This is a genomic window from Pseudarthrobacter sp. PH31-O2, assembly GCF_030063265.1.
GTDB lineage: Bacteria > Actinomycetota > Actinomycetes > Actinomycetales > Micrococcaceae > Arthrobacter.
In genome coordinates this window covers 29,709-55,126 of sequence record NZ_JASIST010000007.1, presented here as the reverse complement: position 1 = coordinate 55,126, position 25,418 = coordinate 29,709, and the positions used below count along the sequence as shown (strand labels likewise).

The window sequence follows — 25,418 nt, the reverse complement described above, 5'->3', positions numbered from 1 at the left end:
GCGCGGCAGAAACCAGCGGCTACCAGGCCAGGGACTGCGCCCGGCGCCGGATTTCCGTCTTGCGGCCCTCGCGCAGTGCATCGATGGGCCGGCCGCGCAGGGATTCGTCCGGCGTAAACAGCCAGGTAATAAGTTCCTCGTCGGAATAACCGGCGTCAGCCAGAACGACAATCGTTCCCTTAAGGCTCTCGACGGCGTGGCCGTCCTGGATGAATTCTGCAGGAACGCAGCGTATCCGGCGTTCACCGACCCGCAATGCCGCCACTGCACGTTCGTCAAGGAGCGCATGCACCTTGGTAATTGACATATTCAGAAGCTGTGCGACATCGGGCAGGGGCAGCCATTCGCCCACAAGGCTTTCTACATTGCTCACGGATCAAGATTGCCATGCCGGCGGCCTCTGCGCCTAGTCGGCGCCCGCCGGACGATCCCCCGCGGCACCGTTGAACATGTCCGCTGGAGCCGCGGGAGCCCTCGCCGACACTCCAGAATGACTTGTTTGCGGAATATCAAACTGTTCTTGTACTAAATCGCAAGTCGTGAGATATTCACATAGATCACATTTGTAACAGCATTAACATGAGTCACACTGGTAACACCAGTAACGCCGGGTAGACCGCAGCGGTCGCCGCTAAGAAGAGGACCTTTCCTATGACGACGTCACGTTCGCCGAAAACAAACGCGAGGCCCCGCCTGCCGATGATTGCCGCCACGACGGCTGCCCTTCCCGCCGTCGTGCTGTCTTCCCTGGCCATCGCCCAGCCGGCCGCAGCGGAGTCGCGTCCCCGTGTCATCCCGGCCACACTTGCTGCGGCCATTCAAGCCCAGGCCCAGGGACAGACCGTCCGGTCGCTGAGTTCCGCGTTGATCCCTGCCGGTTTTGTGCCGGCGGCCGTGCCCGCAGCGTTCCGGCCGGCCCAGGTTTCCGCCCCGGCGGAGTACACAATTGCCCGCGGTGACACGATCAGCGGAATCGCCGGCAAGTTCGGCCTGGATACCTACGCCATTCTGAAGCTGAACGGGCTGCAGTCGAACACCATCATCTACCCCGGCCAGAAGATCAAGCTCGGCGGCTCGGGCGAGGCTCCCGCCCCCGCAGCACCAGCTGCGCCGGCGCCCTCGGCCGCCGCCGGCAGCGCCTACACGGTGAAGTCCGGCGACACCCTCAGCGCCATTGCAGCCCGCCACGGCGTCAAGCTCTCCGAGGTCCTGGGCTGGAACGGACTGAACATGGGCTCAATTATCTACCCGGGCCAGCAGATCAAGATCGGCGGCGGCGCTGCGGCACCGGCCCCCTCAGCCCCCGCCCCCGCCCCGGCGGCCCCTGCTCCGGCGCCGGCTGCGCCCGCCTCGGCTTCATACACCATCAAATCCGGCGACACGCTCTCCGCCATCGCGGCCAGGAACGGCGTCAAGCTCGCCGATATCCTTTCCGCCAACCGCCTGACGATGAGCAGCATCATCTACCCTGGCCAGAAGCTCGCCCTCACGGGCTCGCCGAGCACGCCGTCCTCCGTCGCCCCGGCTGCCACCCCGCCGGCCGCCACCGTTACGCCCCTCGTCCCGGGCAGCTTTCTCGGCTTCACTTACCCGGCCGCCGTCGTGAGCTCCGCCAACGCGAACAAGGCCCTGCTCAACGCCTCGCCCGTCCCCAGCCGCGAACAGATGAAATCCATCGTGGCCGACACAGCGCGGCGGATGGGCGTCGATCCCTCGCTGGCGATGGCCTTCGCCTTCCAGGAATCCAGCTTCGACCACCGCTCGGTCTCCCCCGCCAATGCCATAGGCACCATGCAGGTCATTCCGTCGTCTGGCGAGTGGGCTTCGGACCTGGTGGGACGCCGGCTCAACCTGTTGGACCCTTACGACAACGCGACGGCCGGCGTCGCCATCATCCGCCAGCTGATCCGTTCGAGCCCGGACCTGGACACGGCCATCGCCGGGTATTACCAGGGCCAGTACTCTGTCAGCAAGTACGGCATGTACGACGACACCAAGCGCTACGTGGCATCCATCAAGTCGCTGCAGAAAACCTTCGGCTAGGAGCCCGGGCATGGCGGGGCCGCGGCATTCAGCCGCTTGGCCCGGCCTCGGGCGGATAACGATACGGGTCCGGATCGCATGTTGATCCGGGCCCGTTTCCGTGCAGCGATTAGGATCGTATGGTGCAGGAATACTCGTCGGACCCGCTAGTTGGCACCCTCGTGGATGGCCGGTACCTGATTCAATCCAGGCTCGCCGGCGGTGGCATGTCCACCGTGTACGTGGCCACCGACCAGCGGCTTGAGCGGGATGTGGCCCTGAAGGTGCTGCACCCCCACCTCGCCGGCGACCCGCAATTCCTCGACCGGTTGGGCCGCGAGGCCAAGGCAGCCGCCCGGCTTTCGCACCCGCACGTTGTGGGCGTCCTGGACCAGGGCGAGGATGACCGGGCGGCCTACCTGGTGATGGAGTACATCAAAGGCCACACCCTGCGCGACGTCCTCAAAACCAAGGGCGCCTTGCCACCGCGCCTCGCCCTCGCGCTGATCGACCCGGTCGTCGAGGGCCTCGGGGCAGCCCACAACGCGGGGCTTCTGCACCGGGATATCAAACCCGAGAATGTGTTGATCGCAGACGATGGCCGAATCAAACTCGGCGACTTCGGACTGGCCCGCGCTATTTCGACGTCGACAAGCACCGGTGCGCTGATTGGAACCGTGGCGTATCTGTCCCCGGAACTTGTCCTCGGCCGTCCGTCCGATGCACGCAGTGACATCTACTCGGTCGGCATCATGCTCTACGAGATGATCACCGGCCAACAACCATTCGACGGCGAGGTGCCGATCCAGGTTGCCTACCAGCACGTGAACTCCGCAGTTGGCGCCCCTTCCGAACTGGTGCCGGGACTCGCTGCCGAAATCGACGAACTGGTGCAGTGGTGCACCGCCAACGACCCCGACAAACGGCCCGTCGATGGAACCGCCCTGCTCTCCGAGCTACGCCACATCCGGCGGAACCTCAGCGACGCCGAACTCGACCTGCAACCCCCTGCGGCACGCCCTGCGATCCCCCTGATAGCAGGCCCTGCCACATCGGGACCCGGCGGCGATCAGCACCATATACCCGGCAACGGCGCCACCGAAGTCATCGGGGCCGGCCAGCACGCCACGGAATTCATCGCCGGCGGCAACCACCCCACCGCTGTAATGTCCGCCTCTCCGCGGCACCCCGGCTACGGTCCGCTCTCCGCCCCGGAGGAAGCTACTTACCCGGAGGATAACAATCCCGAACCGGAGCCACCGGTTCCGGGCAGCAAACGGGCACAGCGCAAGCAGGACCGCGTCGACGATCGGTCACGCCAGCGAGCCGCGGCAACGCCGGTCCGGAGCCTGCGAGCCGGCAACGCCAGCCGCCGCGGCCTGTTGTGGATCGTGCTGCTGGTTCTCGCTGCGCTGCTGGCGGGCGGGGCAGGCTGGTTCTTTGGCATGGGCCCGGGCTCCCCCGGAACGATTCCACAGCTCAAGAACAAGACCGTGGCCGAAGCCCAGCAACTGCTCCGCACGGCCGGCTTCCAGTCCAGCACCAGGGACGTCTTCGATGACGACGTTGCCCCCGGACTGGTGGTCGAATCCGCGCCCACCGCGGGGGAAGTCATCCGTAAGTTCCAGCCGGTTTCACTCGCAGTCTCCAAAGGCGCCGAACTGTTCGCACTGCCCCAGCTGACCGGCAAATCCCTGGAAGAGGCCAAGACCTCCCTCAACGGCGCGGGCATGGCGCTGGGACAGATCGGCGAAACGTACGATGAAACCGCGCCCGCCGGCACTGTCCTGGCACAGGCGCCGCGCAGCGGCAACCCGGTGCGCCACGGCACTCCGGTGGATCTCACCGTCTCCAAGGGGCCGCAGCCCATTCCGGTGCCGGACGTGCGCGGGCAGCAGCAGGGCGACGCGGTCAAGGCCATCGAGGCCGCCGGCCTGAAAGCCGCGGTGGCGCCCGATCCCGTCTTCGATCGGGCAGTGCCAAAGGGCGCCGTGGTGTCGCAGGACCCGCCTTCCGGCAACCTGACCAAGGGCGGGACCGTGACGCTTACCGTTTCCAAGGGCCCCAAGCTGGTCCAGGTACCCAGTTTCATCGGGAAACAGGCCGCGGAAGCCCAAAAAGCCTTGGAGCAGCTTGGCTTTAAGGTCAAGGTTGACAACATCCTCGGCGGGTTCTTCGGCACGGTCCGTGCCCAGGATCCGGTGAACACGGGGGTTCCGGAAGGCTCGACCATTACGCTTACTGTGGTGTGACCCGGGGGCTTGGCCTACGTCAGTGCCGCCGGCTGCGGCCCGAGCTGCAGAAAAGCTCCGCCCGGCTGAACCAGCCGGCGGAGCTTTTCCCACTGAGGAGCGTTCCGGATTAGTGCCGGAACTCCCGGTTTAACGCTTGGACAGGGCTCCGGCCACCAGGAAGGCCATTTCGAGCGACTGCATGTGGTTCAGGCGTGGATCGCAGACCGATTCATACCGGTCTAGGAAGGCTTCCTGGTCGACCGGGTCTGCTCCGCCGAGGCACTCAGCCACGTCGTCGCCGGTCATCTCCACATGCAGGCCGCCAGGGACCGTGCCGAGCGCGTCGTGTACCTCGAAGAAGCCGCGCACCTCATCGATAACGTCATCGAAGTTCCGGGTTTTGTAGCCGTTTGGTGAGGTGACCGTGTTGCCGTGCATCGGATCGGTCACCCAGAGGACCTGTGCGCCGGAAGCGGTGACCCGCTCCACGAGCGGCGGGAGCTTCGCCCGGATGTTGCCGGCGCCCATCCGGGTAATAAAGGTCAGGCGGCCGGGTTCACGGTCCGGGTCCAGCTTATCGATCAGGCGCAGAGCGTCGTCGCCGGAGGTGCCGGGACCAAGCTTCACACCAATCGGGTTCCGCACCCGCGAGAGGAAGTCGACGTGCGCGTTGTCCAGTTCCCGGGTGCGCTCACCGATCCAAAGGAAGTGCGCGGAGGTGTCGTACGGGAATCCGGTGCGGGAGTCGATCCGGGTCAGGGCACGTTCGTAGTCGAGCAACAGCGCTTCGTGGCTGGCGTAGAATTCCACCCGCTTAAGCGCCTCGAAATCCGCGCCGCAGGAGGCCATGAACTTGATGGCACGGTCAATGTCCCGCGCCAGCGACTCGTAGCGGGCATGGGCGGGGTTCTCGGTAAAACCCTTGTTCCACTGGTGCACCAGCCGCAGGTCCGCGAAACCGCCCTGGGTGAACGCCCGGATCAGGTTCAGGGTGGAAGCGGAGGTGTGGTAGGCCTGCAGCATCCGGCCGGCGTTGTGGGCGCGGGATTCCGGCGTGAAATCGTAGCCGTTGACGATGTCGCCCCGGTAGGCCGGCAGCGTGACGCCGTCGCGGGTCTCATCATTGGATGAGCGCGGCTTGGCGAATTGCCCGGCCATCCGGCCCATTTTGATGACCGGCATGGCGGCGCCGTAGGTGAGGACGACTGCCATCTGGAGGATGGTGCGGACGCGGGCACTGATCTTGTCAGCGGTGGCGGCCTCAAACGTTTCGGCGCAGTCGCCGCCTTGGAGCAGGAACGCCTTGCCCTGCGCCGCTGCGGCGAGGCGTTCGCGCAGGATGTCCACTTCGCCCGCGAACACTAGCGGCGGGAGGACGGAGAGTTCCTTGACTGAAGCCTCGAAGACGGCCTGATCCGACCAGCTCGGCTGTTGGGAAACGGGCAGCTCCCGCCAGTGGTCCAGGCCGGGATAGTTGGCGGCACCGCTCTGCGCGGTGCTGGTCAGGGCGGAGCCGGCCAGCGGCGAGCCACTGGCGGAACTGTTCAGGGGAAAGGCCGAAGGCGCAGATAACTCAGTCACCTTCTAAGGATAGTTGCCTCCATGGCCATCCTCGGACCCGGGGCGTCATTGACCGGACCGCTGCCGTCACACGGTCAGGCTACTCGGTCCCGGGCGCGGCCGGGCCGGCGCCGGACGCGCCGTCCTCCGGAGCCCCGGCAGCCTTCCCGGCGAGCCGGAGTTTGACGACGGCGGCGTACTCGTCCACGTATTCCTGTCCGGAGAGCCGCATCAGTTCGTACATAATCTCGTCGGTGACGGACCGCTGAATCAACCGGTCGTCCTCCAGGCCGTAGTACCGGCTGAAATCCATCGGTTCACCGAAGATCATCCCGATGCGCCGGATGTTGGGCATCCGTTTGCCGATCGGCTGGACCTTGTCCGTACCGATCATCGCGACCGGGATCACGGGGACCCGGGCCTGCAGGGCCAGGCGCGCCACTCCGACTTTGCCGCGGTACAGCCGGGAGTCCGGGCTGCGGGTGCCCTCGGGGTAGATGCCCAGGAGCGAACCGTTCTTCAGCACGTCCATGCCGGCATTCAGTGACAACGCTGACGCAGCACCGCCGGAGCGGTCCATCGGGAGCTGGTTGGTGAGCCGGAAGAAGGCAGCCGTCAGCCGGCCTTTGATCCCCTTGCCGGTGAAGTACTCGGATTTCGCCAGGAACACCACCGGGCGGGGCACCATCAGCGGCATAAAGATCGAATCCGAGAAGGACAGATGATTGGAGGCCACAATTGCTGCTCCCGCGGCGGGGACGTTGTCCAGGCCCTTGACCCAGGGCCTGAAAAGCGTCTTGAGGACCGGTCCGAGAACGAACGTTTTCATAAACCAATAAAACACGTGGTGTACCTCTCCGGAAGGCGTCTGGCAGACCCTCCGTCGGACCCGGCGGGACTTCACTGAAACCCTACTCTAGTGAGATTTGTCCGGAACAGTGACACGATGGGCTTATGACCGGAAGCAGCACTCCCCTGGCACCCGCGGCGTTCAGTTATCCCGGCCACGGAGCCAATGCGGGCATCGGCGTGGCCATCTGCCACGGCTTCACCGGGAGTCCGCTGAGCGTCCTTCCCTGGGCCCGGCACCTGGCCCGACAGGGCTTTGCTGTCTCTGTACCGCTGCTGCCCGGACATGGCACGGACTGGCGCGATTTGGCCACCCGCGACTGGCGGGACTGGTATGGGGCTTTTGAGGACGCCTATCTGGAACTCGACGCCGGAACCCGGCACTGCTTCGTTGCCGGACTGTCCATGGGCGGCACCATTGCGCTGCGGACGGCGGCGCGCCACCCCGTGGCCGGGGTCGCCGTCGTGAACCCCGGTTCGGGCTTCTATGACCGCAGGGTGCGCTACATCGGCCTGCTGAAGCACTTCCAGCGCACCACCGTCCCGGTCCAGGAAGCGAATCCCACCGCGCCAGCTACCGAGGACGGCGACTACTCCCTTACCCCACTGGCAGCCGTCCACCAGCTGAGCAGGCTTTTTAGGACAACGGCGCGCGAACTGTCCGCAGTCAGCGCCCCGGCCGTCGTCTTCAAATCCGATACCGATGCTGTGGTTCCGCCCACCTCGGTGCAACTGCTGCGGAAGCGTCTTGGCTCCCGCGAGCTGAATCTGGTCCGCCTGCCCGACAGCGGCCACGTCGCCACGCTCGACGTCGATGCCCCCCTGATTTTCGAGCAGTCCGTTCAGTTTTTCCTGCGCCATGCAGACGCCGCGCCGCAGTCAGCGCCGTCGCCTGCCCCGCCCGCCAGCACATCTCCGGAGACCCCATGAGCATCCCCTTGGACCACGCGCCGTTCAGCAGCCCGTTCACCGGGACCGGCACCCGCACCGGCATTGTGGTCTCGCATGGTTTCACCGGCAGCCCGCACGGTGTCCGGGAATGGGCCAGCTCCCTGGCCGGCGCCGGCTACGCCGTGCGGATGCCGCTGTTGCCCGGGCACGGCACCAGTTGGCAAGAGCTGGCCAGGACACGCTGGCAGGACTGGCACGCCGCTCTCGACGCCGCCTACCTTGAGCTGGCCGGTGAATGTGATCTGGTGGTCGTCGCCGGGCTGTCCATGGGCGGGGCGCTGGCGCTGCGCATTGCCGCGACGCGGCCCGTTGCCGGGGCCATCCTGGTCAACCCGGGCCTTGTCATCGACGATCCCCGGGCGCCGCTGGCGGGCATCCTGAAGTTTGTCCTGAAGAGTACGCCGGCGATTGCCAACGACATCCGCAAGGAAGACATCGATGAAGGTGCCTACTCCCGGACACCGGTCGCCGCCGCACACGAGTTGAACAAGATGTTCAAGGACACCGTCAGGCTCCTCCCCCGGATCACCGCCCCGGTGCGGGTGTACCGTTCAGCGGTTGACCATGTGGTTTCCGAATCGAGTATGGTGGCTCTTCGTCGCGGCCTCACGCACGCCCCGTTGGAGGTCATCCGGCTCCAAAACAGCTACCACGTGGCTACGATGGACAACGATGCCCCCGAGATCTTCCGCGGCTCGGCCGAATTTGTCCGGTCGCTGGCTGCGGGAGGCGTCCCGGACCCTGTCCCTACCCGCCAAAAGGACACCGCAGATGACTAGACCGGACTCCGGCTCTCCGGATTCCAGCGCCAACCAGGACAACGCCGTCTGGTTGGACCTCGTCGCGCGGCTGGAATCCCCGGACCCTGCGGAAGTCTCCGGGAGTCCGGAGGCCCGGGAAGGTCCGGGCAGCGCGGAACCATCCGATACGCCCACCGGCGCAGCCAGCGACGCGACCCCCCGGCCTTTCAGCGATTTCGACCCACTGGGGCTCTCGGCGGTGGTGCCGGTTGAACTTTCCGCCGAGGAGCGGCAGGCGCGGGGACGGCTTGAGGGGCGGGCCGCCGCTGGCCGGCCGCAGGACGCCGGGGGCCCCCGGGACTATGCCGGGGCCGCGGACGACCCGATGATGCCGGATGAGTTCGTGCCGGAAGAACCGCCAAGCCTTGCCGGAGCCGATCCGATGACGGTCCTGGCGTGGCTGGGAGCGGTCGGTGGGCCGGTAGCGCTTGTGATGTCCGCGATGTTTTGGCGCTCAGCCCCGCTGCTCGCCATCCTCGCAATGGTGGCCGCGTTTGCGGCGTCGGTGGTTTTCCTGATCATGAAGCTGCCGGGCGAAAAGGATGAACACGACGACGGCGCACGCATCTAGCTGTGCATACGGCTGCTGACCCGGGACAGGTCGGCAGCACCAATCAGGCCGGCATCCGGGCCAAGGGCGGCCAACGCGATGTCCGCCGCCGGGCGGAAGCCGCGGCCGGTGAGGTTCCGGGCGAAAGCCTTCCGTGCCGGGCCGACAAGCAATTCTCCGGCATCGCAAAGCCCGCCGCCGATCACAAACTTTCCCGGGTCCAGTGCAGCCGCCAGGTTGGCAAGTCCTAGTCCGAGCCACTCCCCGACGTCCTCGAGCAACTCCCGGGACGTCGCATCCCCGGCCTTGGCAAGTTCGGTGACAATCACCCCGGTGATGAGTTCAACGCGGCCGTCCACTGCTTTGAGCAGCTCCTGCGCCACCGGGGAGTTGGCGGCGGCCAGTTCCCTGGCTTCCCGGCCGAGCGCGTTGCCGGAAGCGTATTGTTCCCAGCAACCGCGGTTGCCGCATTCGCAGCGGTGCCCGCCGGGCATGATGATCTGGTGGCCGAATTCCCCGGCCACCCCGAAGCGCCCGCGTTCGATCCGGCCGTCCATCACCATGGCACCGCCGATTCCGGTGCCCAGCGTGATGCACACCAGGCGGTCCTGGCCCTGCCCGGCGCCGAACCGCCACTCTGCCCAGGCTGCGGCATCGGCGTCGTTGGTCAGCAGTACGGGCCGTCGGAGCAGCCGCTGCAAATTGTCCCGAAGCGGTTCGTTGCGCCAGGCAAGGTGGGGGCTGAACAGCACGGTGCCGCCGTCGAGGTCCATCCAGCCGGCCGCTCCGATTCCTACCGACCAGACCCGGTGGCCCGCGCCCAGTTCCTCGACCAGCTCCACAATCACCTGTTCAACAGCGCGGGGGTCATCGCCGGGGGTGGACCGCTTGGCCCGGGCCAGGATCCGGCCCTCCGCGTCCACCACGCCCGCGGCCACTTTGGTCCCGCCGATGTCCACGCCGATGGCGAGGCCCTTGCGACCCAGCCGCAAGTGCTCACGGAACCCCTGCGCGGCCGGTGCGGCGGCGACACCAGGCAGTGTCCTGCGCCGCCAGGCGGCCGTCCTGCGGTACGGGCCGGGCTGTTGCCCCGGTGTTTGTGTGTGCATGATTCCCTATCCTATTCGCCCCGGCACCCGGGCGCCGTCCCGCGCGGCTTGGCAACGGAGCCGCCAAACCGTAAAGTTACCCGCCAGTAGGTGTGGTGAAAAGCACACGCCGAGGGCCACATACTAGTCTTGGAAGTACCCCTCACGGGTCCATGGAAATCAAAGGAGCTACCGTGCGAGAATTCAGTGTCCCGCCCCTAGTCAACGTCCCGCCGGAAATGAACGCCACGGACCTGGTCCTGCGCCAGGCGGCGAAGGCTTCCGACCCGGCCCTCTTCTCCCGCCTTGACGCGGCCGGAGCGTGGCAGGACGTCCGGGCCACCGACTTCCTCGCCGATGTTTCGCTGCTCGCCAAGGGACTGATGGCCAGCGGCGTCGGGGCCGGCGACAGGGTTGGCATTATGTCGCGCACCCGCTACGAATGGTCCTTGATTGACTTCGCCATTTGGTTCGCGGGCGCCGTCTCCGTCCCGATCTACGAGACCTCCTCGCCCTCCCAGGTTGCGTGGAACCTCGGAGATTCCGGCGCCGTCGCAGCGTTCGGCGAGTCCGACCACCACGAAAACATCATCCGGCAGGCCGCCACGTCCGAGAACCTTACGGCGCTGGCACATGTTTGGCAGCTTGCGGGAAAGGGCCTCGATGAGGTCCGCGCGGCAGGCGCCGCGATCAGCGACGAGGACCTGGAGGCGCGGCGCAGCCTCGCTTCCCTCAAGGACCTCGCCACCATCATTTACACCTCGGGCACCACCGGGCGGCCCAAGGGCTGCGAGCTGACCCACGGCAACTTCGTCGAACTCTCCGAAAACGCGCTGGCGACCTCGTTGAACACGATCGTCCACGAACAGGCAAGGACAATTATGTTCCTGCCCCTCGCCCACGTGTTTGCTCGTTTCATCTCGGTGCTCGCCGTGGCCGCCGGCGTCACGGTGGCGCACACCCCCGACATCAAAAACCTCTTGCCGGACCTGCAGAGCTACAAGCCAACCTTCATCCTCGCGGTGCCGCGGGTCTTTGAGAAGGTCTACAACTCGGCACTGACCAAGGCAGAGGACGGCGGCAAGGGCGCCATCTTCCACCGCGCAGCGGACACCGCCATCGAATTCTCCCGCGCCCGCCAGGTCGGCAGGATCGGGCTGGGCCTCAGGGTCAAGCACGCCGTCTTCGACAAACTCGTTTACGGCAAGCTCCGCGCGGCCATGGGCGGCGAGGTGGCGCACGCCGTCTCCGGCGGCGGACCGCTGGGCGAACGGCTGGGGCACTTCTTCCAGGGCATCGGCATGCAGATCCTGGAGGGCTACGGGCTGACCGAGACCACGGCCCCGGTGACGGTCAACACTCCGAACCTGATCAAGATCGGCACGGTCGGCGCCCCGATTCCCGGGAATGCCGTGAAAATTGCCGACGACGGCGAGATCCTCGCCAAGGGCGTCTGCGTTATGAGCGGCTACTTTAAGCGCGCGGACCTGACTGCGGAGTCGTTTACGGACGGCTGGTTCCGAACCGGTGACATCGGACAGCTCGATGAGCAGGGCTTCCTGACCATCACCGGACGCAAAAAGGAAATTATCGTCACGGCCAGTGGCAAAAACGTTGTGCCCGCGCTGCTGGAGGACCAGATCCGTGCCGACGCCCTCGTCTCCCAAGTACTTGTAGTCGGTGACAACCGCCCCTTTATCGGCGCACTGGTAACCCTCGACGAAGAGGCGCTTCCCGGCTGGCTGCACCGCCACGGACTGCCTGCCGGCACCACCCTCGCCGAAGCGACCGACAACCCGGCGGTCAAAGCCGCCGTCCAGGACCTCATCAACGGTGCCAACCAGTCGGTCTCCAAGGCCGAGGCGATCAAGTCATTTCGGATTGTCGCCGCGGACTTCACTGAGGCTTCCGGGCACCTGACTCCGTCGATGAAGGTCAAGCGCGCCCAGGTGATGAAGGACTACGAGAAAGTCATCGAAGAAATGTACGGCACACCCCGTCCCAGCCAGGTCTAGCCACCACGGCAAAGGGACCCTCCACTTCGGCGGAGGGTCCCTTTGCACGTTCGGCTTGGAGCTGTTCGCTATCGCTACTCGACGACGAGCAGCAAGTCCCCGCCCTGGACCTGTTCAACCGCCCCGACGGCAAGGCGCGAGACAGTGCCGGCGACCGGCGTCGTGATGGATGCTTCCATCTTCATGGCCTCGATCGTGGCGACAGTGTCACCGGCCAGGACGGCCTCGCCGGCCTTGACTGTCAGCGTGACGGCGCCGGCGAACGGTGCGGCCACCTGTCCCGGTTGGGACGTGTCGGCGCGTTCAGCGGCCTTGACGTTGCTGACGACGGAACGGTCACGGACCACCACAGGGCGCGACTGGCCGTTGAGCGTGCACATCACGGTGCGCATGCCCTTCTCGTCAGGTTCGGAGACCGCTTCGAGCGAGGCGATCAAGCGCACACCCTTCTCCAGCTCGATTTCGTGCTCGGCGCCGCGCTGCAGCCCGAACAGGTAGTCGCGGGTGTCGAGCACCGAGAGGTTGCCGTAGGTCTCCACGCTCTTCTGGTAGTCCTTGGAGGGCCCGGCAAAGAGCAGCCGGTTGAGGGTCTGCTGCACGGTCCTGGAATCACCCTTGAGTGCTTCGCTGTCCTCGGCGCTGAGCTCGACGTCGCGGACCTTGAGGGTGCGGCCCTGCAAGGCCTTGGTGCGGAACGGTTCCGGCCAGCCGCCGGGAGGATCGCCGAGCTCACCGGACAGGAAGCCGATCACTGAATCCGGGACGTCATAATTTTGCGGGTTCTCGTTGAAGTCGGCCGGGTCGGCATTGAGCCCCACCAGGTGCAGCGCGAGGTCTCCGACGACCTTGGAGGACGGGGTGACTTTCACCAGCCGGCCAAGGATCCGGTCCGCGGCGGTGTACATGTCCTCGATCGCCTCGAACCGTTCACCGAGTCCTAGCGCAATCGCCTGCTGGCGCAGGTTGGAGAGCTGGCCACCGGGGATTTCATGCCGGTAGACCCTGCCCGTGGGGCCCGGAAGCCCGGACTCAAACGGGGCGTAGACACGGCGGACGGCCTCCCAGTACGGTTCAAGGGCACACACGTTGGCCAGGCTCAAGCCGGTATCGCGCGGCGTGTGGGCCAGCGCGGCGACCAGTGCGGAGGCGGAGGGCTGGCTGGTGGTGCCGGCCAGCGAGGCGGAAGCGACGTCGACGGCGTCCACTCCGGCGTCCACCGCGGCCAGCAGCGTGGCCAGCTGGCCGCCCGCGGTGTCGTGGGTGTGCAGGTGGACCGGGAGGTCAAACTTCTCCCGCAAGGCCGTCACGAGGCGGGCAGCGGCCGCCGGGCGCAGCAGCCCGGCCATGTCCTTGATCGCCAGGATATGCGCGCCGGCGTCGACGATCCGCTGCGCCAGCTCCAGGTAGTAGTCAAGCGTGTAGAGCGTCTCGTCCGGGTCCAGCATGTCAGCGGTGTAGCACAGCGCCACCTCCGCGACGGCAGTGCCGGTCTCGCGGACGGCACGGATGGCCGGGGCCATCTGGTTCACGTCGTTGAGCGCGTCGAAGATCCGGAAGATGTCGATGCCGGTGGCGGCGGCCTCGTTGACAAAAGCCACAGTGACCTCCTCCGGGTACGGGGTGTAGCCGACCGTGTTGCGGCCGCGAAGGAGCATCTGCAGGCAGACGTTCGGCAACGCTTTGCGCAGCGCTGCCAGCCGGTCCCAGGGATCCTCACCGAGGAACCTCAAGGCGACATCGTAGGTGGCACCGCCCCAAGCCTCGACCGAGAGCAGCTCGGGAAGGAGGCTGGACACCGCCGGTCCGGCCGCCACCAGGTCGCGGGTGCGTACGCGGGTGGCGAGCAGGGACTGGTGCGCGTCGCGGAACGTGGTGTCAGTGACGGCTACTGCATCCTGTTCGCGCAGGGCTTTGGCGAACCCTTCAGGCCCCAGCTGCAGCAGCCGCTGCCGGGAACCTTCCCGGGGTGTGGCATCGGTGAGGGCAGGAAGCTTGGCGGCCGGATCGCTGTGGACCGTGAGTTCGCCGTTGGGCTTGTTCACCGTAACTTCGGCGAGCCAGGTCAGCAGCTTCGTGCCGCGGTCCGCTGAGACGCGGGCCTTGAGCAGCTCGGGCCGTTCGTCAATAAAGGACGTGGCCACGTTGCCGGCGATGAAGTCGGGGTCGTCCAGGACGGCCTGCAGGAAAGAGATGTTGGTGGAGACGCCGCGGATGCGGAACTCGGCGAGGGCACGGCGTGCCCTGGCCACCGCTGCCGGATACTCCCGCCCGCGGCAGGTCAGTTTCACCAGCATCGAGTCAAAGTGCGGGCTGATCTCCGCGCCGGAATAGACGGTGCCGCCGTCGAGCCGAACGCCGGCGCCGCCGGCCGAACGGTAGCCGGTGATCTTGCCGACGTCGGGACGGAAACCATTGGCCGGGTCCTCGGTGGTGATGCGGCATTGCAGTGCGGCACCCTTGAGGTGGACGGTCTCCTGCGACAAACCCAGGTCCGCGAGCGTCTCACCGGCGGCGATGCGCAGCTGCGCCTGGACGAGGTCGACGTCGGTAACTTCCTCGGTGACGGTGTGCTCGACCTGGATCCGTGGGTTCATTTCGATAAAGACGTGCTGGCCTGCCCGCTCCCCCACAGTGTCGATAAGGAATTCCACGGTGCCGGCGTTGACGTAATTCAGCGCCTTGGCGAACTTCACGGCGTCGCGGTAGAGCGCCTGCCGGATGCCTTCGTCGAGGTTAGGCGCCGGGGCGATCTCGATGACCTTCTGGTGGCGGCGCTGGATGGAGCAGTCACGTTCGAAGAGGTGCATCACATTGCCCTCCGCATCGGCCAGGATCTGGACCTCGATGTGGCGGGGACGCAGGACGGCCTGCTCCAGGAACATGGTTGGGTCGCCGAAGGCCGCGTCGGCTTCGCGCATGGCGGCCTGCAGTGCTTCGGGAAGGGCATCGCGGGTGTCGACGCGGCGCATGCCGCGGCCGCCGCCGCCGGCGACGGCCTTGGCGAAAATGGGGAAGCCGATCACGTCGGCGGCTGCGATGAGTTCGTCAAGGTCTTTGGAGGGCTGGCTGGATTTCAGCACCGGCACCCCGGCCTTGCGGGCGGCTTCGAGGGCGGCGACCTTGTTGCCGGCAAGTTCCAATACGTCCGCCGGTGGACCCACAAAGGTGATACCGGCTTGCGCGGCGGCCCGGGCCAACCGCGGATTCTCGGAGAGGAATCCGTAGCCGGGGTAGATGGCGTCCGCCCCGGATTCCTTCGCCACCCGTACCACCTCGTCGACGTCGAGGTAGGCCCGGACGGGGTGGCCCTCTTCACCGATCAGATACGCCTCGTCGGCTTTCTGTCGGTGGATGGAGTTGCGGTCCTCATGGGGGAAGACGGCAACGGTCTTGGCGCCCAGCTCGTAGCTGGCGCGGAAGGCCCGGATCGCGATTTCGCCGCGGTTGGCCACAAGAATCTTCGAAAACATACTTCTCCTGCATCATCGCGGGTTTACCGGTAATTGCTCACAGTGTCCAAGACGTGGCCGGATAAACACAAATCTTTGTGGCGACCGTCACAGCGATGCGCGTCACGTATGCCGGTTTTGGCAGGCCTGGTTGGCAGGCAGATCAGGCGGGGTCAGGCGCGGGCCGCCGATTCAGCTTCGCCATGATCTGCCGCCCCGGCATCCGATGACGCAGGATTCGGGCAGCGGGCAACATATGATGAAGGAGTGGGTGGCGTATGTTCGCCCCGGCTCCGGAGAACGCGGGAGCCGGCAGGACCCCGACCCGGCAACCGGCGTTAGGTATTGGTTTTTCAAGTGCAAGTAGTCAGCATCAGCAGCCTCAAAGGCGGCGTCGGCAAAACATCGGTGACCACTGGACTGGCGTCCGCGGCATTGGCCGCCGGCATCCCCACCCTCGTCGTCGACCTTGACCCGCACGCCGATGCGAGCACGGCGCTCGGCGTCCAGCCAGGGGAACGGCTGGACATCGGCCGGATGCTCAAGTCCCCCCGGCGGGCCCGTCTGGCAGAGAACGTGGTCCCCAGCGGCTGGGTGGAACGCGCTGCCGCCGCCGGTGGCGCTCCCGCCGGCCCGGCATTACCGATTCTGGATGTGGCCGTCGGTTCCGCTTACACCGGTATCTACGACCGACCCGATTTGGGTCGACGCGACCTTCGCCGGCTCTCCGCTGTGCTTTCCGGAGCGCAGAAGTACGAACTGGTACTTGTAGACTGCCCGCCCTCGCTGAACGGCCTCACACGGATGGCATGGTCCGCCAGCGACAAAGTCACGCTCGTCGCCGAGCCCGGGCTGTTCTCGGTCGCAGGCACGGAGCGCACCATGCGTGCAATCCAGCTGTTCCGCCAGGAGTTCGCCCCAAACCTCTCCCCCGCAGGCATTGTGGCTAACCGGGTGCGGACCGGTTCCGCCGAACACACATTCCGGCTCGCCGAGATGGACTCCATGTTCGGCCCGCTGCTGCTCTCACCGCATATTCCGGAACAGGCCAACTGGCAGCAGATCCAGGGTGCTGCCCACTCCATCCACCACTGGCCCGGGGACTCGGCGAAAAACGCAGCCGCACTCTTTGATGCCCTGCTGGCGAACCTGTTAACCGCTGACGGTCGGCAAAACGCCGGGGTCCGGGACCGCCGTCAGCGCTGAGCAGAGCGGGCCCGGGCAGACGCAGGCCTCCGAACTTACACACCCACCACTGCAAAGGCCGCCTTCCCTGCGGAAGGCGGCCTTTGTTGTGCTAGCGGAACTTAACTGATCTTGCGGGTGGCCCGCCGCTTGCTGAGTTCGTCGTCGGGGAACGAGAGATCACTGACGTGTTCACTGGGAAGAGCCGCGAGGCTGCCCTCAACTTCGCGCCAGACCCGGCCGACGGCGATCCCGAAGACGCCTTGTCCGCCCTGGACCAGGTCAATGACTTCGTCTGCCGAGGTGCACTCGTACACACTGGCACCGTCGCTCATGAGGGTGATCTGGGCGAGGTCCTCGACGCCGCGCTCCCGGAGATGCTCGACGGCCGAGCGAATCTGCTGGAGAGACACGCCGGTGTCCAGGAGGCGCTTGACGACTTTGAGGACCAGGATGTCACGGAAACCGTATAGGCGCTGGGAACCCGAACCGGCGGCACCGCGGACGGCAGGCTCCACCAGCCCGGTACGCGCCCAGTAGTCCAGTTGACGGTAGGTGATGCCGGCTGCCTTGCAGGCCGTCGGGCCCCGATAGCCCGCATCCTCATCCAGCACTGGAAGATCCTCGGTGAACAGCAGGCCCTGGGAACCGCTGGCGGGCATGGCCGCACCAGCTGCCGGGGGCTGCTTGAGCTCGCCTGCTTCGCCTTTCGGACTCACGTGGATCCTCCTTGTTATGGCTCCCCTGCGGAAATTGCAGCAACAACCGGTTATTCCTACTTGAACATCACACGGACGGATAAAATCCATGAGAGTGATTCTGCCGGGGCCGCACCTCCCAGTGTGAGCCCAGTGGCTGCCTGCGTGCAACGGGAACTTCTACTCCGACGTTAGGCCTGCCGCGGCCCAAGGTCAAAGACGTTCGGGGTATTCCGGGGGCGTGTCGAAACTTTCATCCTCAACTTTAACCTTAGCGTGACATTAGCCCGCAAAATCTTCGGGTTCCACGTCGTCCAGGAACTCCCGGAACCGGCGCAGCTCACCCTCTTCGTCGACGGCAGGACCCGCCTGGGTGTCCTCACCCTCGTCATGTTCGGCAATCCGGACACCGGCCTCTTCCATCACGGCGTCGGCGCACCAGATCCGGCACTTGGCCCGGAGGGCCAATGCCAGGGCATCGGAGGCGCGGGAGCTAACGGTGGTCCCGTTTTCGAACTGAAGCTGCCCGTAGAAGATGTTGTCTTCCACGGCCACAATGTTCACACTGACGATCGTGTGGCCGAGGGATTCGACGACGTCGATCAGCAGGTCATGCGTCATGGGCCGCGGCGGCACAACCCCCTGCTGGGCCAGGGCGATGGCGCTGGCCTCAGGGGTGCCGATCCAGATCGGCACATGCCGCTCCCCGTGGATCTCACGCAGCAGGACGAGGGGCTGGTTGGAGGGAAGCTCAATCCGCACGCCGACAATTTCGACCTCAATCATCAGCTGTCCATCCTCGAAATGCGATCCTGGACCAAGGCCCGGTGCAGCGTCAGACACAATTCGCTGATCTCCCGGGCGGCCTCGGCGGCGCGGGCTTGGGAGGCTGCATCCTTGCGGGAGGTCAAAGTGGACACCGCACGCTCCACCAGCCCGAACTCGCGTTCGGCGGCGGCCTGGAATGGGCGCAGGTGCCGCGGTTCCAGACCGTGTCCCTCGAGCTGGACGCAGGCGCGTGCCACCTGGAGGGCGTGCTCATCGAAGTTACCGTCGACGTGGCCGATCAGGCCAAAGCTCAGGAGCGATTCAAGCAGCGCAACACTGGCACCGGACTCGGCCCGGAGCTGTTCCGCACTAAGCCGACGGACCCGGTTGTGCAGTTCAGCAGCGAGCTCCTCCGAGACAATCCGGGGCGAGACGGTCACCCCTGGCGGCAGATTGTCTGGCCGTTCGCCGCGGTCGATCGCATCCAGGTAATCCTTGATGACCTTCAACGGCAGGTACTGGTCACGCTGCAGGGCCAGCACAAAGCGCAGCCTTTCGACATCACTGTCGGCGTACTGCCGGTAACCGGCCGGGGTGCGCTGGGGGTTGATCAGCCCCTTTTCCTCAAGGAAGCGTATTTTTGACGCGGTCATGCTCGGAAAGTCGTCGCTCAACTGAGCCAGGACTTCCCCGATGTTCAGAACCTGGGGTCCGCGCCGTTCCGGTTGTGCCATGGCCACAGGCAACTACCCCGGAATCAGACGTTGCCTGCTGCGCGGGCAGGGCTCAGGTAGAAGGTGAGTCGGAACTTCCCGATCTGCACTTCGTTGCCGGACTTCAGTTCGACGCTGTCGACTCGGTCGTGGTTCACGTACGTGCCATTCAGGCTCCCGGTATCAACGACCTCGAAGCTGCGCGCCGTTCGGCGGAACTCCACGTGCCGGCGGGAGACTGTGACGTCATCGAGGAAGATGTCGGCGTCCGGGTGCCGGCCCGCCGTAGTGACATCGGAATCGAGCAGGAACCGGGCGCCGGTATTGGGACCGCTGTGCGCAACCAGCAGGGCTGAGCCGTACGGCAGCGCCTCAGCGGCGGTCCGTTCCTCGACCGAGAGATTCGGGGCGACGCTCGGTTCATCGTGGACCGGTGTGAGGTTGATCGACGTGGTATCCGACGCCTTCAGTGCACCCGTGCCGCTGCCGTCACCGGTGGTGTTGCGTTCGTTCCCAAACATTGATTCCTCCATTCGTTGCAGGTGTCCCCCCTGCAAACAACGCATGCCGTCCGGACAGGCCCTGCAAGCCCGGGATTCGGCCCCCGGCGGGCCGTTCAGGGGCTGGCTTCCCAGCAACTGTTCGAACGGCCCGGCCCGAATGGCCTTGGCTTTAGCCTACCTGCTGTTCGTACTCCGATGCACTGAGCAGCGACTCGATCGCGTCGGCGTCCGCAAGCTTGATTTCCAGCAGCCAGCCCTCACCGTACGGATCCGAATTGATCAGGGCGGAATCGGTGTCCAGGGCCTCGTTGCGGGACACTACTTCGCCGGAAACCGGGGCGTAGATGTCACTCACGCTTTTGGTGGACTCAACTTCACCGACGACCTCGTTTGCCTTGACCGCGGCGCCGGCCTCCGGCATCTGGGCATAAACAACGTCCCCCAGGGCGTCCTGGGCAAAATCAGTGATACCGACACGCACAACACCGTCGGCGTTCGGGGCGGAAACCCACTCGTGCTCCGCCGTGTAGGACAGCTCTTCGGGAATGTTGCTCATGATGGGCCTTTCATCGGGTCAAACACCAAAGGCGGCGGCGGTCACGTGAACAGCCCGCCGCTGAAAGTATAGGCATATCCGGCCGGGACCGGCAGGTCTCTGCCATGATGGGGCAATGACGGAACACGCCGGAATCGGCTAGTTAATGCCCGAACTTCCTGAAGTGGCGGCCCTGGCGGACTTCCTGGCCGGGCGCCTGCTCGGCGCTGAAGTCTCGAAGATCCAAATCGCCTCCGTCGCGGTGCTCAAAACCGCAGATCCCCCTGTTTCGGGGCTGGCGGGCCGGACCGTGACGGGGGTCGGCCGCTTCGGAAAGTTCATCAGCCTGGAGGCCGAGGGGCTGTTCTTCGTCTTTCACCTGGCACGCGCCGGCTGGGTCCGCTTCACCGATGCTCCCACCGACGCCCCGCTGAAGATGGGAAAGGGGTACATTGCGGCGCGGCTGTCCTTTTCCGGCGGCACCGGCCCGCTGGCCCTGGACTTGACCGAGGCCGGCAGCAAAAAGGCCCTCGCGGTCTACCTGGTCCGGGATCCGCACGAGGTTCCAGGGATCGCCGCGCTGGGACCGGATCCGTTCAGTCCCGGCTTCGACGTTGATTCTCTGGCGGGCATCCTCAGCTCCAGTTCCCGGCAGATCAAGGGTGTCCTGCGCAGCCAGGGCATCATTGCCGGCATCGGAAATGCCTACAGCGACGAGATTCTGCATGCGGCCCGGACGTCGCCCTTCGCCCTTGCCAGCTCGCTGGACCGGGACGAGGTCCAGCGTCTCTACGACGCCATCCACGGCGTTCTTGGCTCAGCGCTGCGGGAAGCGCGCGGCAAAGCGCCGAACGAACTCAAGGACACCAAACGGAGCCACCTGCGGGTCCATGGCCGGACCGGGGAAACGTGCCCTGTGTGCGGGGATACCGTCCGTGAAGTGTCCTTTGCTGACACTTCCCTGCAGTACTGTCCCGGATGCCAGACGCACGGAAAGGTGCTGGCTGACCGCCGGACGTCGCGTTTCCTGAAGTAGCCCCGCCGGCAGCGGCGCCGCTGCCGGCACCGCCGCCCGGAAGCCCCGGGGAAACAGAAAACCCCGCCGTTCCTTAAGCCTCAGGAACGGCGGGGTACTTTCTGTTGGTCGGGCTGACAGGATTTGAACCTGCGACCCCTTGACCCCCAGTCAAGTGCGCTACCAAGCTGCGCTACAGCCCGCTGATTCCGCCGTTCTCCGCCCTCGACGTCATCTGTGCGATTTCATCTGAGCAGTCCGGCCGAACCACCTCCAAAAGCTTACACGATTCCGGAGGGTGCCCGTGACACTTTGAGAATGTCACGGGCCGGCTGTGTCCCAATTAGCGCTTCTTGCCGCGCTTTTCACGCACCCGCATGTTGACCTCGATCGGTGTGCCCTCGAACCCGAACGTTTCGCGCAGCCGGCGGGTGATAAAGCGGCGGTAGCCGGGGTCCAGGAATCCGGTGGTGAAGAGCACGAACTTCGGCGGACGGCTGGAAGCCTGGGTGCCGAACAGGATCCGGGGCTGCTTGCCGCCGCGGACCGGGTGCGGGTGTGCGGCCACCAGTTCACCCAGGAAAGCGTTGAGCCGGCCGGTCGCGATGCGCTTGTCCCAGCTTTCCAGGGCGGTGTCCAGGGCAGGAACGAGCCTGTCCTTGTGCCAGCCGGTCTTCGCAGAGATGTTGACCCGGGGAGCCCACGCGACGTGCGCCAGGTCTTGTTCTATTTCACGCTCAAGGTAGGTGCGGCGTTCGTCGTCGAGCAGGTCCCACTTGTTGAATGCGAGGACCAGGGCCCGGCCGGACTCGATGGCAAGCTGCAGGATGCGGACATCCTGCTCGCTGAGCACTTCGTCGACGGCGAGGAGCACCACGGCGACCTCCGCTTTTTCGAGGGCGCTCTGGGTCCGCAGCGAGGCGTAGAAGTCGGCGCCCTGTGCCATGTGCTGGCGGCGGCGGATACCGGCGGTATCCACAAAGCGCCAGGTGCGGTCGCCAAGTTCAATGAACTCATCGACCGGGTCCCGGGTGGTGCCTGCGGTGTTGTCCACCACAACGCGCTCGGAACCGGCCAGCTTGTTCAGCAGCGAGGACTTGCCCACGTTGGGCCGGCCAATCAGGGCGATGCGGCGCGGGCCACCGGAGCGCTCCAGGCCTTCGATGGTGGAAAACTCCGGAAGAGTGTCCATCACATGGTCAAGGAGGTCGGCAACACCGCGGCCATGAAGGGCCGAGACCGGATACGGCTCACCGAAGCCCAGGCCCCACAGGGTTGCCGAATCGGCTTCCTGGGCGAAGTCGTCCACCTTGTTGGCCACCATAATGACCGGCTTCTTGGACTTGCGCAGCATTTTCACGACTGCCTCGTCCGTAGCGGTGGCACCAACGGCAGAGTCGACGACGAACAGGACCGCGTCGGCGAGTTCCACGGCCATCTCGGCCTGCTCGGCGACGCGGGCGTGGATGCCCCGCGCGTCGTGCTCCCAGCCGCCGGTGTCGACAACAGTGAAGTTCCGGCCGTTCCAGGTCGCCGAGTACATCACCCGGTCGCGTGTAACGCCGGGGGTGTCTTCCACCACTGCTTCGCGCCGGCCGAGGATACGGTTCACCAGGGTGGACTTGCCCACGTTGGGCCGGCCGATGATGGCCAGGACCGGATCAAGCTTGACCGGGCCGTCGAAGTCCTCGTCGTCGTACTCGCCGCTCAGCAGGGCAGCGTCGTCTTCGTCCAGCTCGTAATCGTCCAGGCCAGCCCGGAGTGAGGCCGCACGCAGCTCTGCTTCGTCGTCGTCCAGGGCGGCAAGGTGCTCGGCCACCTGGTCCGTGCCGGTGGGCGTGTATTCGTCTTCGCCGGCGCCAAATTGGCCGGATGTTTGAGTCGTATCGCTCATTGCACTTTCCTTATGGGGTGATCTGCCGGCGTCCCGGCTACTGCTGTATGGAATTCTTGCGGGGAGTCCGCGTCGGGCAAGGGCTGCCCGGTTTTCTGGATCGTGTCCTGGACGTGGCGCGCCAGCGCGGCGCGGATCTCGCTTCCGGCCCTGTCCATTGAAACACGGCCGGTCTCACCGGGCCTGCGGCTGACATTGAGCGCTCCGCCGAAGCTCACCTGCAGCCGGCGGCGAAACCGCGGAACGGCGTCGAGGTGTTCGCTTCCTGTCCTGGTGCCAAGGATGGCCACCGGGACCACTGTCGCACCGGAATTCAGTGCAAGCCAGGCGACCCCCTTGTTGATGGCGGCCGCTTCTCCGCTCCCCCGGGTGCCTTCCGGAAGGATGCCGATGCACCGTCCGGCGTCCAGCACCTCTTTGGCTGTGAGCAGGGCCGCACGGTCGCCCCCGCGGTCCACGGCCAGCTGGCCGGAGGCAAGGAGCACCCGGCCAAGGAAGCCGCTGAACATTTCCTGCTTGACCAGGATGTGCATGGCACGAGGGGCCGCCCCGAACATCACCGGTCCGTCCAGGAAGCTGATGTGGTTGGCGGCGAAAATCACCGGGCCCGTCGCCGGGACATTCGACCGGCCGCTGACGGAGGTCCGGTAAAGGACGTGGTCCAGAACCCAACCCACGGGCCGGCTCCAGACCGTCGTCCAACGGGCCGGTACCGCTGTTCCGGCGCGGTCCGGCTGCCGCTGCCCGGGCTCAGTCAAGGCGGGGGGCCCGGTGGTTGACAACGCTGTTGACGATGCTGAGGGCGGCCTCGACGGTCTCGGCGAAATCCAGCTCCGAGGAGTCCAGCGTCACCACACCGTCTGCAGCCCGGGTGAAGTTCACCACTGTCGAGTCCTTCTCATCGCGCCGGGTGACCTGGGCGGCGAGCTGTTCGGCGCTCTGGCTGCCGCCGAGCTGGATCCCCCGGCGGCGCAGGCGCGCCTCCTCGCTCGCGGTGAGCAGCATCCGCACTTCGGCATGCGGTGCGACCACGGTAGTGATGTCCCGGCCTTCGACCACCATGCGGCGGTGGTGGGTTTCGATCAGCTCACGCTGCCGGCGGATCAGTTCGGTGCGGGCGCCGAGGGTGGTCGCGACGGTGCTGACGGCGGCGGATATCGCCGGCTCGCGGATTGCGAGCGTAACGTCGGCACCGCCGACCCGGACGTATTCGTCCAGCGGTCCCGTGCTGATTTCCAGCGGAAGGCCCCTGGCGGCAGCCTCGACGGCCGCCCCGTCGTGCAGGTCCGTGCCGTTGTCCAGGCAGAACCAGGTCAGCGCACGGTACATGGCGCCGGTGTCCAGGTAGGCCAGCCGGAGTCGGTGTGCCACCTCTTTGCTGACGCTGGATTTGCCCGACCCGGACGGCCCGTCGATGGCGACGACAAGGCTTTTTCCGGGGCGGAGGACTTCCTCGGTGTTAATGAGTTCTTGGGTCATTACTGGAGTACCCGCCATCCGCGGTCGTTGAGGGCTTCGATAAGCAGTTCGTGTTTGTTCGGCAGAACTGAGATTTCCACCATTCCCACGTTCTGCCCCGAAGAGTGGTCCAGCCGGAGGTCCTCAAGGTTGACGCCGATCTCGCCGATCTCCGTCAGGAGCCGGGCGATCTGTCCGGGGGTGTCGTCCACGAGGACCGTCAGCCAGGAATATGCCTGCGGGGGTCCGCCATGCTTGCCCGGAATGCGGGACTGGCCGGCGTTGCCTTCGCTGATCAATTGGGCAAGATCGAGCCGGGCGCCGGGTGCAGTCGGCTCCTCGAGCGTGCCGATGACCCGGTTGAGGTCCGCACGGACGCCGTGCAGGATCGCCACCACCTTGTCCGCGTTCGCACCGAGAATCTGCACCCAAAGGGTCGGATCACTCGCCGCGATCCGGGTCACGTCCCGCAGTCCGTTGCCGGCGAGGGACAGCGCGTGCAGGGGCGTGCCCTGCAGCCGGCTGGCGACGAGCGAAGCCACTACCTGCGGCACGTGCGAGACCAGGGCAACCGCCTCGTCGTGCTCCTCGGCCCCGAATTCGGACACAACGGCGCCGAGGTCCGATGCCAGCGCACGCGCTGCCTCCAGCGCGTCGGGCTGTGTCTCCGCCGAGGGGCACAGGACCCATGGCATGGAGGTAAAAAGCTCGCCGCGGGCAGCGACGGGACCGGACTTTTCCCGGCCAGCCATCGGGTGGGTGCCCACGTAGCGGCGGAGGTCGGCTCCGCGGCCACGGAGCTCGGACTGGATCCCGGCCTTCACGCTGGCGATGTCCACAACTGTCGCTTCGGGGTAGTCCGTGAGGGCCCGTTCCACCACATCGGCCGTGACATCCGGCGGCGCGGCGACCACCACGAGTTGGGGCTGCGCGCCAGCCAGGCGCGCCAAGGGCAAGCCGGCACCGATGTCCACGGCGACGGCCTGGTTGGTGGGCGACGGGTCGGAGAGGAAAACGGCGACGCCGCGGCCCCTCAGCCCCAGCCCGATGCTGGTGCCCAGGAGTCCGGTGCCCACGACCACCACCGGACCGTTGACGTGGCCGCGGCCGTGGGTGCGAAAGGCGGACATG

Annotated in this window: 22 protein-coding genes and 1 tRNA gene; 8 read left to right on the top strand and 15 right to left on the bottom strand. The window is 66.1% G+C overall.

The features are described 5' to 3' along the window. Positions 1–19: 19 nt before the first annotated feature. The gene (locus QMG72_RS12015; protein WP_226774323.1) at positions 20–373 is read right to left on the bottom strand and encodes an Rv2175c family DNA-binding protein; all 354 of its coding nucleotides are present in this window, start codon (positions 371–373) and stop codon (positions 20–22) included. A 278-nt stretch (positions 374–651) separates the two neighbouring features. On the opposite strand from QMG72_RS12015, the gene QMG72_RS12010 reads away from it, so the two are divergent. Next, on the top strand, positions 652–2,043 hold the full coding sequence (locus QMG72_RS12010; RefSeq protein ID WP_282468111.1) for a lytic transglycosylase domain-containing protein: 1,392 nt from the start codon (positions 652–654) through the stop codon (positions 2,041–2,043). Positions 2,044–2,162: 119 nt separating this feature from the next. After that, a complete protein-coding gene (locus QMG72_RS12005; protein ID WP_226776013.1) occupies positions 2,163–4,274 on the top strand; it encodes a Stk1 family PASTA domain-containing Ser/Thr kinase in 2,112 nt (703 codons plus the stop codon). A gap of 129 nt (positions 4,275–4,403) precedes the next feature. On the opposite strand, the gene QMG72_RS12000 is transcribed toward QMG72_RS12005, so the two are convergent. Together QMG72_RS12000 and QMG72_RS11995 are read right to left on the bottom strand one after the other, a co-directional pair. Further along, on the bottom strand, positions 4,404–5,777 hold the full coding sequence (locus QMG72_RS12000; RefSeq protein ID WP_226776017.1) for a class II 3-deoxy-7-phosphoheptulonate synthase: 1,374 nt from the start codon (positions 5,775–5,777) through the stop codon (positions 4,404–4,406). Positions 5,778–5,916: 139 nt separating this feature from the next. Next, positions 5,917–6,660 (bottom strand): lysophospholipid acyltransferase family protein, encoded by a 744-nt coding sequence (locus tag QMG72_RS11995; RefSeq protein ID WP_226776012.1) that lies wholly within the window; start codon positions 6,658–6,660, stop codon positions 5,917–5,919. A 110-nt stretch (positions 6,661–6,770) separates the two neighbouring features. Between QMG72_RS11995 and QMG72_RS11990 the strand changes: the two genes are divergently transcribed. From QMG72_RS11990 to QMG72_RS11980, 3 genes are read left to right on the top strand one after another with little or no spacing between them, the layout of a single operon-like run. Beyond that, positions 6,771–7,595, top strand: coding sequence for an alpha/beta hydrolase (locus QMG72_RS11990; protein WP_283480618.1), 825 nt, complete (start codon positions 6,771–6,773; stop codon positions 7,593–7,595). Continuing rightward, the gene (locus tag QMG72_RS11985) at positions 7,592–8,395 is read left to right on the top strand and encodes an alpha/beta hydrolase (RefSeq protein WP_282359876.1); all 804 of its coding nucleotides are present in this window, start codon (positions 7,592–7,594) and stop codon (positions 8,393–8,395) included. Before QMG72_RS11990 ends, QMG72_RS11985 begins: the two co-directional genes overlap by 4 nt. Continuing rightward, positions 8,388–8,987, top strand: coding sequence for a hypothetical protein (locus QMG72_RS11980; RefSeq protein ID WP_282359878.1), 600 nt, complete (start codon positions 8,388–8,390; stop codon positions 8,985–8,987). The genes QMG72_RS11985 and QMG72_RS11980 overlap by 8 nt, the downstream gene beginning before the upstream one ends. Here the strand turns inward: QMG72_RS11980 and QMG72_RS11975 are convergent. Then, positions 8,984–10,075, bottom strand: coding sequence for an ROK family glucokinase (locus tag QMG72_RS11975; protein WP_283480617.1), 1,092 nt, complete (start codon positions 10,073–10,075; stop codon positions 8,984–8,986). The two genes, QMG72_RS11980 and QMG72_RS11975, sit on opposite strands and share 4 nt — an antisense overlap. Before the next feature lie 173 nt (positions 10,076–10,248). Between QMG72_RS11975 and QMG72_RS11970 the strand changes: the two genes are divergently transcribed. Further along, positions 10,249–12,069, top strand: a complete 1,821-nt coding sequence (locus QMG72_RS11970) for an AMP-dependent synthetase/ligase (RefSeq protein WP_282359880.1) — start codon at positions 10,249–10,251, stop codon at positions 12,067–12,069. A 74-nt stretch (positions 12,070–12,143) separates the two neighbouring features. Here the strand turns inward: QMG72_RS11970 and QMG72_RS11965 are convergent, their stop codons facing one another. Next, positions 12,144–15,539: a pyruvate carboxylase gene (locus QMG72_RS11965; RefSeq protein WP_283480615.1), complete on the bottom strand. Its 3,396-nt coding sequence runs from the start codon at positions 15,537–15,539 to the stop codon at positions 12,144–12,146. 336 nt (positions 15,540–15,875) lie between these two features. Between QMG72_RS11965 and QMG72_RS11960 the strand changes: the two genes are divergently transcribed. Further along, entirely contained in the window at positions 15,876–16,724 is an 849-nt protein-coding gene (locus tag QMG72_RS11960) for a ParA family protein (protein WP_226776005.1), read from the top strand. Between the two features lie 101 nt (positions 16,725–16,825). On the opposite strand, the gene QMG72_RS11955 is transcribed toward QMG72_RS11960, so the two are convergent. The 5 genes from QMG72_RS11955 to gcvH all read right to left on the bottom strand — a co-directional run bounded on the left by QMG72_RS11955 (position 16,826) and on the right by gcvH (position 19,941). Then, positions 16,826–17,422, bottom strand: coding sequence for a MerR family transcriptional regulator (locus QMG72_RS11955; protein WP_226776004.1), 597 nt, complete (start codon positions 17,420–17,422; stop codon positions 16,826–16,828). A 261-nt stretch (positions 17,423–17,683) separates the two neighbouring features. Next, complete coding sequence (locus QMG72_RS11950; RefSeq protein ID WP_226776003.1) at positions 17,684–18,187, bottom strand: bifunctional nuclease family protein; 504 nt, start codon at positions 18,185–18,187, stop codon at positions 17,684–17,686. Then, entirely contained in the window at positions 18,187–18,903 is a 717-nt protein-coding gene (ftsR, locus tag QMG72_RS11945; protein ID WP_226776002.1) for a transcriptional regulator FtsR, read from the bottom strand. Before ftsR ends, QMG72_RS11950 begins: the two co-directional genes overlap by 1 nt. 23 nt (positions 18,904–18,926) lie before the next feature. Next, positions 18,927–19,403, bottom strand: a complete 477-nt coding sequence (locus QMG72_RS11940; protein WP_282468110.1) for an FHA domain-containing protein — start codon at positions 19,401–19,403, stop codon at positions 18,927–18,929. A gap of 151 nt (positions 19,404–19,554) precedes the next feature. Then, on the bottom strand, positions 19,555–19,941 hold the full coding sequence (gene gcvH, locus QMG72_RS11935; protein WP_226776001.1) for a glycine cleavage system protein GcvH: 387 nt from the start codon (positions 19,939–19,941) through the stop codon (positions 19,555–19,557). Positions 19,942–20,086: 145 nt separating this feature from the next. On the opposite strand from gcvH, the gene QMG72_RS11930 reads away from it, so the two are divergent. Further along, complete coding sequence (locus QMG72_RS11930; RefSeq protein WP_226776000.1) at positions 20,087–20,956, top strand: Fpg/Nei family DNA glycosylase; 870 nt, start codon at positions 20,087–20,089, stop codon at positions 20,954–20,956. A 105-nt stretch (positions 20,957–21,061) separates the two neighbouring features. Here QMG72_RS11930 and QMG72_RS11925 read toward each other — a convergent pair. From QMG72_RS11925 to QMG72_RS11905, 5 genes are all read right to left on the bottom strand, one after another. After that, positions 21,062–21,138: transfer RNA gene (locus QMG72_RS11925), tRNA-Pro, on the bottom strand. Between the two features lie 140 nt (positions 21,139–21,278). After that, on the bottom strand, positions 21,279–22,829 hold the full coding sequence (der, locus tag QMG72_RS11920; RefSeq protein ID WP_226775999.1) for a ribosome biogenesis GTPase Der: 1,551 nt from the start codon (positions 22,827–22,829) through the stop codon (positions 21,279–21,281). Continuing rightward, complete coding sequence (locus QMG72_RS11915) at positions 22,826–23,506, bottom strand: lysophospholipid acyltransferase family protein (RefSeq protein WP_283480614.1); 681 nt, start codon at positions 23,504–23,506, stop codon at positions 22,826–22,828. Before QMG72_RS11915 ends, der begins: the two co-directional genes overlap by 4 nt. A 73-nt stretch (positions 23,507–23,579) precedes the next feature. After that, complete coding sequence (cmk, locus tag QMG72_RS11910) at positions 23,580–24,308, bottom strand: (d)CMP kinase (RefSeq protein WP_283480613.1); 729 nt, start codon at positions 24,306–24,308, stop codon at positions 23,580–23,582. Next, the gene (locus tag QMG72_RS11905; protein WP_226775996.1) at positions 24,308–25,417 is read right to left on the bottom strand and encodes a prephenate dehydrogenase; all 1,110 of its coding nucleotides are present in this window, start codon (positions 25,415–25,417) and stop codon (positions 24,308–24,310) included. The genes cmk and QMG72_RS11905 overlap by 1 nt, the downstream gene beginning before the upstream one ends. Position 25,418: the final 1 nt, after the last annotated feature.